Raw genomic sequence first — 10,021 nt, 5'->3', positions numbered from 1 at the left:
GATGAAGTTGAGCACATAGATGTCCTCCTGAGGGGCAAGCTCTGTCAGCTCGCTGAGCGACTTTGCATAGAGTTCGTCTGACTTGGCGTGGTCCTCGGTAACGGCGATGCCGTGCTGGTAGCAGTGGGCGACGAGGTAGAGGCCCATGGGGTTGCCGGATTCGGCGCTGCGGCTATAGAGGTCGAATGCCTTTGCCTCGTCCTTGTCGACATGGTTGCCATACTCATAAAGCAGTCCGAGCTCCCACTGTGCGTCGGGATTGCCCTTGTCAGAAGAAGACTGGAGCATCTTCACTGCCTTCTTCCAATCCTGCTTCACCCCGTTCCCCGTGGTCTTGAGCAGACGTCCGTACTCGAGCTGCGCGACTGCGTCTCCGCGCTTTGCCTTCTTTACCGTATCAGAGACGTTTCCGTTGCCCGCAGCGAGAGTGAGTATTCCTGCTATTGCCATAACTAGTAGATTCTTCATTGTATTTGGTCGTTGATGTGGTTAGTCCTTGTCTATGTCTCCGTCCCAGAGGTATTTCCTGGTCTCCTTCACAATCACTCCGCTGAGGAGTATGAGAGCGATGAGGTTAGGGATTGCCATGAGGGCGTTGAAGATGTCCGCGAGGTTCCATACGAGGTCGAGGCTCACCACTGCACCGAGGTAGACGGTGATGAGGAAAAGGGCCCTGTATGTGTTGATGAAGGCCTTCATGCCGACCTTCTCGCGTATCTTGGTCTTTGCAGCCATGTATTCGACAGCACGCTCTCCATAGTAGCTCCACCCCAGGATGGTGCTGAATGCAAAGGTCAGCGAACCGAACGCAAGGAGAGGGGAACCGATGTACGGGATCTTGCTGAAGGCCATGGTCGTGAGCACGCCTCCGTTCTCGAAGCTGATGTCAGGGAATGCGAGTATGCTGCTGACGATCACGATTCCGGTGATAGCGCAGATGACGACGGTGTCCCAGAAGGTTCCGGTGCTGGAGACGAGTGCCTGGCGTACAGGGTTTCTGGTCTGGGCCGCAGCCGCGACTATTGGTGCCGATCCGAGTCCGGATTCATTGCTGAACAGCCCTCGCGCGATTCCGTACCTTGCCGCCATCATGAGTCCGCCGCCTGCCATTCCACCGCCTATCGCGGACGGGTTGAATGCGGAGCTTACGATGAGTTTCACCGCCGGTCCTACGTATGCGGAGTTCATGAACAGTATGGTGATGCATCCGAGCACATAGAGAAGGGCCATCAATGGGACGAGGGCAGTGCAGACCTTGGCGATGTTCTTTACTCCGCCGACTATCACCATGGACGCGAGTATCGTGATGATTCCGCCGATCACGACAGGGTCGATGCCGAAGACGTTGTGGGTCATGGTGCTGATGGCGTTCGCCTGGACGGTGCTGCCGATTCCGAATGACGCTACTGCGGTGAACAGCGCGAAGAGCAAGCCCATCCATTTCAGTCCGAGACCGCGCTCAAGGGCGTACATCGGGCCTCCCTGCATCTTGCCGTCCTCGTCGGTGACGCGGTACTTGATAGCAAGAAGTCCTTCTCCATATTTTGTCGCGATTCCGAACACTCCGGTCAGCCAGCACCAGAACACGGCACCCGGACCTCCGAGGGCGATTGCGGTGCCGACTCCGACTATGTTGCCGGTTCCGATGGTTGCGGCGAGGGCGGTGACAAGGGCTCCGAACTGGCTCACGTCACCTTCTGCGCCCTTATCCTTGCGGACAGAGAGCTTGATTGCCTTGAAGATATGGCGCTGGGGGAAGCGCAGTCTCACCGTCAGGAACAGGTGCGTTCCCAGGAGCATGATGATCATCGGCCATCCCCAGAGGAACCCTGAGATGGCGTCGAGAATACTGTTAAGTGCGTTCATAAATACAAAGATAACAATTATTGGCATCTAATTATTATTGATTATCTTTGTCGTTTGATTGATTGGGACTTATTATTATCAACTCATATTCACAACTACATGAAAAAGCTTATTGTTTTCGCTCTCATCGCGTCAACTGCACTCATGAGCGCGTGTGGCCCGAAGGACCCAGGTCTTAAGGATGCCTACAAGAATTATTTCAAGATGGGTGTTGCCGTTACCGGACGTAACGTCAGCGACTCTGCTACCGCAGCCCTCATCCTCAAGGAGTTCAACAGCGTCACTGCTGAGAACTGCATGAAGCCAGGTGAGCTTCACCCAGCTCCAGGCGTGTGGAACTTCGAGGAGGCAGATAAGATCGCAAACTTCTGCCGCGAGCACGGCATCAAGATGCGTGGTCACAACCTCGTATGGCACAGCCAGTTCGCAAATTGGATGTTCCAGGCACATGACGCTAACGGAAATCCTATCGTCGAGCTCGACGAGAATGGTGATACCGTAAAGGTTGAGCAGAGGGTATTCGGCCGCCGTGGTCCACGTCCTCAGAACTTCCAGCCAGGCCAGATGCCTCAGATGGAGACCGTTATGGTTCCTAAGTATGTCGCTGCTTCAAAGGAGGAGTTCTACGATTCACTCCGCGTTCACATCAATACCGTGGTTAACCGTTACAAGGATGTCATCTATTGCTGGGACGTAGTCAACGAGGCTATGAGCGACTCAGACAACATCGAGGCTTCTTACGAGGATTCATTCCGCAAGTCACAGGCTTACCAGCTCTGCGGTGACGAGTTCATCAAGAACGCATTCATCTGGGCTCACGAGGCAGATCCTACCTGCGGTCTCTTCTACAACGACTACAGCGCATGGACTCCTGCAAAGAGGACCTACATCTACAACATGGTCAAGAAGCTCCAGGCAGAGGGTGCGCCTATCACCGGTATCGGTATGCAGGGCCACTACAACATCTATGACAACCCTACTCTCGAGGACTTCGAGAAGGCTATCCAGATGTATCTTGAGCTCGTAGACGATCTCCAGATCACCGAGTTCGATATCCGTATCAACGAGGAAGCAGGTGGACAGCTTCAGTTCAGCCGTGGCGAGGGCCAGGTTTACACTGAGGAGATCCAGGCTATGCAGCAGAAGAAGTATGCTGACCTCTTCGAGATCATCCGCAAGTACAAGAAGAACTTCTCTTGCGTTACCTTCTGGAACGTAAATGACTCGGTTTCTTGGCTTGGTGCTAACAACTTCCCACTCCTTTTCGACAAGGACAACCAGCGCAAGGACGTATACTATACCGTTCGCGACTTCAAGAAGTAGTAGATAGGTCTAGATAATACAAAACGAGGCGGTGACGTAGAGTCATCGCCTCATTTTTTTAGTCCTGTTCTGCCCTTGTGGATGCGGTGGCAATCGATTCGTATAGCTTCCTGTAGAAGGGATGGCGCGTCAGCGTCGATGCGTCTCCCATGATGATCAGCTTCATGCGTGCACGGGTCATGGCTACGTTCATCCTTCTGAGATCCCGGAGGAATCCAATCTCGCCGTTTTCGTTAGCTCTGACCAGCGAGATGATGATCGCGTCTCTTTCCTGACCCTGGAATCCGTCCACTGTGTTGATCGTGATAAGGTGACGGTATGGCTTGAAGAACGGGTCAGACTTGACTCTCTGCCTGATGTACTGGACCTGAGCCTTGTACGGGCTGATGATGCCGACGTCGACATGGTCTTCCATTATGCGCCTCGGTCCGATCTTCGTGAAATAATCCTTGAGCTGCTGGATGCTGAGGTCAGCCTCGGGCTTGTTGATCCTTCCGAAGGACTCCTGGACGAATTCTTCGTTGCAGTCCATTCCGGCAGTGTTGACCCATACCACGGGATCGTCTATCTCCGGGTCCAATATGAATCTCGACTTCACGCTCGGAGCAGACTGGACCTTTCCCTCGTAGAAGTAGTCGGAGGAGAAACGCATGATGTCCTCGTTCATGCGATACTGAACCTGCAGCAGCGAGACGCTCTCCGGGTGGCTGGATACTATCTTTTCCATCAGCGTTTTGTCCAATCCCTGGCGCGCGGCCTCATAGCACTTGATGGTCGGTGGCAGCTGCTGGTGGTCGCCTGCGAGGATGACACGGTCTGCCTTGCGGATAGCGATCCAGCACGCGGCCTCGAGGGCTTGCGCGGCCTCGTCGATGAAAAGAGTCGAGAACTTCATGCCGTCTAGGACCTTGTTCGCGCTGCCGGACAAGGTGCAGGCGATGACTCGGTTCTGGGCAAAGAGCTGCTCCCTGATATGATGCTCGAGCTCCGTCTCCCTGTCCTTGAGGGACATGATCTTCTTCCTGGTGCCCTCGCTCTTGTTCTTGTTCTTCTGCAAATCGCGGATGGCCTTGCGGATGCTCCAAAGCTGTGGGTAGTCCGGATGGTCGGAAAACTGCTGCTCATAGGTGAAAGACAGCATCTTGTCGTTCACTCGGGTAGGGTTGCCCACGCGAAGTACGCTCAGGCCGGAGTCCACCAGCTTCTCGCTGATCCAGTCCACGGCCATGTTGCTCTGGGCGCATACCATTACCTGGCATTCGCGGCGCAGCGTCTCGTATATCGCCTCGACCAGGGTGGTGGTCTTGCCTGTGCCCGGAGGACCATGTACGACCATGACGTCCTTGGCCTTCAGCACCTCGTTGACGGCTATCTCCTGGGTGGGGTTGAGGCCGGGGGAATGTGTATATTCGAGATTCAGCTTCTTGAACGGGGTGTTCCCGTAGATGAGCTCGCGCAGTTCCATCAGACGTCCCTTCTTGGCGCCGATGACATTGTTGAGGGCTTCGAACATGAGACGGTAGGTGGTCTCGTCGAAGTAGAGCTGGACGCCGAGGTTCTCGGCAGAGACGATGTCAGCATAACCCCGTTTCTGAGGCAGCGCGATGACCATCCTGTCCTCGTCAACATAGCTGACGGTCGCGACGATGGGCAGGAACTTTACCTCGGAGCCATCTCCTTTCCATGTGAAGAAGGTCACCGGCTTTCCATACTCGAAACTGTGCTCTATTTCCTTGTCCTGGGTGCGGTGGAGCTCCACGACCAGCTGGTTCAGTGAGTTGTAATAGCTCTGTCCTATGCGGACGGGATACCAGCACGTTCCGCGCTTGACCTTACGCGGTACTCCCATTTCCTTCGTCTGCTTCAGATAGGCCTCCTTCTCGGCTTCATACTCCATGCGAAGGAGCATGGAATGGTGGCTGAGTTCCTGTATGGCGTTTCTGGCTTGCATGGGTAAAATAGGACACAGATATTCTGCGGGGGCAAAGATAGTCTTAATATTTTATTATATTTGTTACCTCTAATAACCAACAATTGTCAGTTATGAAAAAACTTTTCATTCCTATCGTGGCATTCATGATGGTCGCAACCATCAATGCATCGGCCCAGCCTCAGAGAAATGCTGTCGTTCCATCTTACTCAGCAAAGGAGGATTTCAAGTCAAATCTTACGAACCAGCCAGGCAAGCAGTATCCTATGGTCAATTCCGAGGGTGCCGTACGTGCGCAGCTCAATGCTCCAGCAGCATCTGCTGTCCTGTTGGATATCGGCGGCGTACGCTATGAGATGACCAAGGGCGAAAACGGATTGTGGACAGGAACATCTGCTCCGCAGGACGTAGGTTTCCACTATTATCAGCTCGTCGTGGACGGCACTGCCATGCCAGATCCAGGTACCGTGTCATTCTTCGGCGCAGGCCGCTGGGGCAGCGGTATCGAGATTCCTTCAGATGATATGGATTTCTGGCAGATCAAGGATGTCCCTCAGGGCTCTATCGTCGAGAAGTACTACTGGTCAAACGCTACGGAGAGCATGCGTCACTGCTATGTGTATCTGCCTAACGAATATGACAAGAATCCTAAGAAGAAGTATCCTGTACTTTATCTCCAGCATGGTAATGCCGAGAACGAGTACGGTTGGTCAGTCCAGGGTCATACCGGCCAGATCATGGACAATCTGATTGCCCAGAAGAAGGCTGTTCCATTCATCATCGTCATGGACTATGGTCAGGGCCAGAACATCCATCTCAAAGGCAAGTACGCTCCTGCGGAGGGCGCTGCTGCAAACGATGCTTTCCAGGTCGTTCTCCTGAATGACATCATCCCAATGGTAGAGAAGGAATTCAGGGTATATACCGACGCTGCACATCGTGGTATGGCAGGTCTTTCCATGGGTGGCGGTCAGACTGGTCGAATCGCTCTCGCAAATCCTACCAAGTTCGCTTACATCGGTATGTTCAGCGGCGGAAGCATGACCACTGATGCAGTCAAGGAAGCCGGACTCCAGAAGACAGCCAAGCTTATCTTCATGAGCACCGGAAGCAAGGAGAACCGTCCTGCAGTAGAGCAGGCAGAGGCTCTCAGAAAGATGGGTGTCAACGCTGTAAGCTATGTTTCAGAGGGAACAGCTCACGAGTGGCATACATGGCGTCGCAGCCTCTTTGAGTTCGCTCAGTTGATCTTCAAATAGGAACATCTCGCAGGACCGTATCGTCCTGTCGCCTAAAATAAAGGAGCTCAGCCGTTTGGCTGGGCTCTTATTTTTTTGTATCATTGTTGCTAGATATCAGATAAACAGCCATAGCCATGAAGAAGATTTTCATATTATTGCTGGCCATCCCGATGTTTTTGGGATGCGACAAGATCAACACTGGTGAAGAAAAGAATATTGACTATAAGGCTAGGAGGAGGGAAATCCGACAGATGATTGACACGAAGGGGCTTTCCACCAGCAACTTCCCGTTCATCGACTGTTCCACCAGTACGTCTCCTCTGCGCGACCTGGTGATGTACAATATTCTCGACATTTCGTATAGCTGGGGTCCGGACGTTGTCACCGGTTCCTATTATCACATCTATTGGACTCTGCCGGAAGGTATAACTCAAGGCAGCGATGAGCATGGGAAGTTGGCAGGTGAACTCCATGAGCTGAGCCGAAGTAACGGTTCACATGGTGCTTACGTCAACCTTATTGACGGAGGGACCGACCTGATAATCGACTCCCGCGATATCTCCCGCAATGAGCTCATGTATGCGGATGAGAAGGGTGTGAAGGTCCAGACCAAGCCTCTGGCATGGGACGCAATGGTGTTCCTTGTCCATCCGGACAACAAGGTCAAATCGCTGACCATAGAGCAGATTCAGGATATATATACCGGGGCCGTCACGAATTGGAAGGAAGTCGGGGGCGACGACATGGAGATTCATCCTTACATGAGGGATCCTGATTCCGGAAGCCAGGAAAAGATGGAGACCATGGTGATGAAGGGCAAGAAGATGCTCGATTGGCCCGAGATGGTAGGGTTTAATATGCTATCTCCGTATCTGTCTATAATTCAGGACCCGAAAGGCATCGGATATTCGCCGTATTTCTATTGTGAGAGTATGGTGAGGGACCTTTACAATGTGAGGGTCATAGCGATTGATGGTGTCAAGCCGAGCCAGGAAGGCATAATGAGATCAGTGGAAGGAAAATCAGGAGGCTATCCGTTCTATTCTCAGATATATGCGGCGATACGCGCAGACGAGCCGGCCAGGTCCATCCCACACCAGATCTATGACTGGTTCGAATCCGAATCCGCACGCTCCATCATCGACGAAAGCGGATACATTCCTCTTAAGTAATCTGTTCGCAAAGATATATCCATGAATAAGATTGCCGTATTGTTGACCATCGAACTTCGCGCCTAGAGCAATTTACGTAGGGTAAGTTCAATCCTTGGCTCCACAGGGGAGAAGTGCGTGCCTTCAACGAGTCGAAAGTCGGCTTCGATATTCTGCGTTCTCAGGATATCGGCGGCATTCTGGGTAAGGGTCCCAACCTGGGAAATCCTTTTGTCCTTTGAGAGGCGCTCCCTTTCTCCGAGACACATGAACACCTTCACGGAAGGATTTCTTACCTCTGACTTTCCTAGCCATTCCACGAAGCCGTCATACCACAGAGAACCGGAAATCGACCCGATTCCGCAGAAGATGTCTGTCTTCGTTAGTGTCCAAATCGCGAACAGTCCGGATAGAGAGATTCCTATGAGATATCGCTCCGGACAGGTTAGCCCCAATGATTCTTCAATGTCGCCCAAGCACTCGAGGAGTTCGTTCAGAAACATCTCGGCCTTGCCTCCGAAAGGCCTTTTCTCTTTGAAAATTCCCGGCGCCGGCCATGGCGTTAGGTCATCGTTCCAGTCGGCGACGGACAGCACGGCCATAGAACAGTCGTGTTCCTTCCCGGCCTTGTCAATGTACTCCATCAATCCATTCATATCCAAATCAGGCACGATAAGATAGCATACTCTGTTTGAGTCTGCCTTCGAGATCGCCAATGATAGGCCGTGAAATGTCCTGAATTGCATCAACTTTGGATTAGAGTCCAAATGTACGAAGAATTGAGCTGTTGAGAGACAATAATTCTTTTACTCTGATGGTGAGCGCGTAAGTGCAGGGTGATTTTCTGTGTTTTTTGCCCCGAATAATGTGATATCTGTTCATTCGGGGGAATTCTAAACAAATTATCCCCCGGAGTGTGCAAGATGATAGGATTTTGCTTAACTTTCGTGAAAATTAGATGCGTAGCGGCTTCGATTTATGTATTAGCAAGCTCTGCAGACCATTCTGGCCGGGTATCTGACACCCTTTTCTCGCCCAACCGCATCAAATGCAATTTTTTAGTTTAACCGTAAATGTCATAGTTGTGACTATGTCATTTAACAATATTATTAGTTATGGGCGCTGTAGAGCAATGTGTCGAGATTTTGAACTTGACCTCATTTGATTGGGAAATAAATAGAAAGGCCGTAGTCGCACATTCTTTCAGAGTTATGTCGAAGGCCAGGAACTATGATGAGATGGTGGTTGGTATCATGCATCACGTATATGCGTCTTCCAGTTATTCCCGGACGCTGTTTGGGTGTGATGTTACCTACAGTGATAGATGGAAAGACTCGCTGAATCTGTTTGTGCGCAAAACCACGGCGCATCACAGCAAGAAGGAAATGTCGGAAGTTGATCTTTTAAATCTGAATATGGACCAGACGCTGAAGCTTGAGCCTGGAAGGATTGAAGAATGGATGGGGAAGATGTGCAAGTGGTCATCTGAATATAGACGGAAATTGCTTCGAATCGGTTGCGATCGGACAGCTCGCAATGTTATGATTTACGATTTGGAAGACATGTTGGAAATATTGTCGCGGCCAGTAGTGGATATGGGGGGCGGACATCAACGTGGTTCTGCCATGGAAGAAAGAATATGTAGTACAGTTGAGAAGAGGTCGTCATTTTTATGAAAATGTAAGTATACCGGATTCAGACGATAAACTTCTTCTTCGTCCTTTGGCACAAAAAGAGCATGGGGATTTAGTTGATAAATATACCCGAGCTCTGGCTCTATTAAAGGGGATGGCAGATGTGGACGGCCCTGAAGATAGGGATTTCACCACCAGTCAACGCATAGCAATCTCGGATCTGTGTATGAGGTGGTATGATTCGTGGCTGGCGCACGAGGCCATTTTAGATGAAATGTACGGAGATGAGGAGGATGAACAATGGGAGGAGACTATTTAATTAAGGAAAGGAATTGTTCAATTCATTTCTGTGGTCTTGGTCCGTGTTTTCATCTATGGACTCCGGAAAATTTTGAGATAATATTTAGGAGCGATTCCGAATTCCGAGTAGGAATGGGGATTATTGCGATCGTCGCTAGATGTTTCCCGGAAGTCAAGATCATAACTTTTGAACTTATGACGAATCATCTGCATATCATGGCTGCTTGTGAGGAGTCGGTGTTAAGGGCAATGTTTGAGCAGATTAGAAGATACCTGATGAAGATGGCCGGAAAAGCGGGCAGGACATTGGACTGGACAGGGTTTAAACCGGGAATCCGTGAGCTAAAGAGTCTCTCTGACGCGAGAAATGTATTGATATATGATAATAGAAATGGATTCTTGGTCCATGATGATTATACACCATTCTCTTATCCATGGGGTTCTAATTCATGCTATTTTAACATTGCGGCGAAGAAACGATACTCCGAGTCTGCGGTTTTATCGACAATTAAAGAACGCCGCGTCGTCTCTCATTCCCATGTTTCAGACAACTTGCATGGACTTAAGATGTTGGAT

At 51.0% G+C, this 10,021-nt stretch carries 9 protein-coding genes; 5 read left to right on the top strand and 4 right to left on the bottom strand.

The annotated features are described in order from the left end of the window. Nucleotides 1-450, bottom strand: a 450-nt coding sequence (locus tag AC06ND_RS06745; protein ID WP_475678232.1) for a tetratricopeptide repeat protein, incomplete at its 3' end; no start/stop codon positions are given. Between the two features lie 39 nt (nucleotides 451-489). Beyond that, complete coding sequence (locus AC06ND_RS06740; RefSeq protein ID WP_475678231.1) at nucleotides 490-1,866, bottom strand: alanine/glycine:cation symporter family protein; 1,377 nt, start codon at nucleotides 1,864-1,866, stop codon at nucleotides 490-492. Nucleotides 1,867-1,965: 99 nt separating this feature from the next. On the opposite strand from AC06ND_RS06740, the gene AC06ND_RS06735 reads away from it, so the two are divergent. Continuing rightward, nucleotides 1,966-3,189 (top strand): endo-1,4-beta-xylanase, encoded by a 1,224-nt coding sequence (locus AC06ND_RS06735; protein ID WP_475678230.1) that lies wholly within the window; start codon nucleotides 1,966-1,968, stop codon nucleotides 3,187-3,189. A 58-nt stretch (nucleotides 3,190-3,247) separates the two neighbouring features. Here the strand turns inward: AC06ND_RS06735 and AC06ND_RS06730 are convergent, their stop codons facing one another. Further along, a complete protein-coding gene (locus AC06ND_RS06730) occupies nucleotides 3,248-5,140 on the bottom strand; it encodes an AAA domain-containing protein (protein ID WP_475678229.1) in 1,893 nt (630 codons plus the stop codon). A gap of 92 nt (nucleotides 5,141-5,232) precedes the next feature. Between AC06ND_RS06730 and AC06ND_RS06725 the strand changes: the two genes are divergently transcribed. Together AC06ND_RS06725 and AC06ND_RS06720 are read left to right on the top strand one after the other, a co-directional pair. Beyond that, entirely contained in the window at nucleotides 5,233-6,378 is a 1,146-nt protein-coding gene (locus AC06ND_RS06725; protein WP_475678228.1) for an alpha/beta hydrolase-fold protein, read from the top strand. A gap of 116 nt (nucleotides 6,379-6,494) precedes the next feature. After that, the gene (locus AC06ND_RS06720; protein ID WP_475678227.1) at nucleotides 6,495-7,532 is read left to right on the top strand and encodes a PstS family phosphate ABC transporter substrate-binding protein; all 1,038 of its coding nucleotides are present in this window, start codon (nucleotides 6,495-6,497) and stop codon (nucleotides 7,530-7,532) included. 62 nt (nucleotides 7,533-7,594) lie between these two features. Here AC06ND_RS06720 and AC06ND_RS06715 read toward each other — a convergent pair whose 3' ends face one another. Continuing rightward, complete coding sequence (locus AC06ND_RS06715; RefSeq protein WP_475678226.1) at nucleotides 7,595-8,167, bottom strand: alpha/beta hydrolase-fold protein; 573 nt, start codon at nucleotides 8,165-8,167, stop codon at nucleotides 7,595-7,597. Between the two features lie 958 nt (nucleotides 8,168-9,125). Here AC06ND_RS06715 and AC06ND_RS06710 point away from each other — a divergent pair. Continuing rightward, complete coding sequence (locus AC06ND_RS06710) at nucleotides 9,126-9,464, top strand: hypothetical protein (RefSeq protein ID WP_475678225.1); 339 nt, start codon at nucleotides 9,126-9,128, stop codon at nucleotides 9,462-9,464. Beyond that, on the top strand, nucleotides 9,446-10,021 hold a 576-nt coding region (locus AC06ND_RS06705; protein ID WP_475678224.1), incomplete at its 3' end, for a hypothetical protein. The genes AC06ND_RS06710 and AC06ND_RS06705, both read left to right, overlap by 19 nt.

The organism is Candidatus Cryptobacteroides sp., assembly GCF_056207615.1.
This window is presented reverse-complemented; position numbering and strand designations above follow the sequence as displayed.

What these genes read in the sequence shown, in the direction of transcription:
- AC06ND_RS06735 (WP_475678230.1), top strand. Translation starts at nt 1,966, where the DNA reads ATGAAAAAGCTTATTGTTTTCGCTCTCATCGCGTCAACTGCACTCATG.
- AC06ND_RS06740 (WP_475678231.1), bottom strand. Translation starts at nt 1,866, where the DNA reads ATGAACGCACTTAACAGTATTCTCGACGCCATCTCAGGGTTCCTCTGG.
- AC06ND_RS06725 (WP_475678228.1), top strand. Translation starts at nt 5,233, where the DNA reads ATGAAAAAACTTTTCATTCCTATCGTGGCATTCATGATGGTCGCAACC.
- AC06ND_RS06720 (WP_475678227.1), top strand. Translation starts at nt 6,495, where the DNA reads ATGAAGAAGATTTTCATATTATTGCTGGCCATCCCGATGTTTTTGGGA.
- AC06ND_RS06715 (WP_475678226.1), bottom strand. Translation starts at nt 8,167, where the DNA reads ATGAATGGATTGATGGAGTACATTGACAAGGCCGGGAAGGAACACGAC.
- AC06ND_RS06730 (WP_475678229.1), bottom strand. Translation starts at nt 5,140, where the DNA reads ATGCAAGCCAGAAACGCCATACAGGAACTCAGCCACCATTCCATGCTC.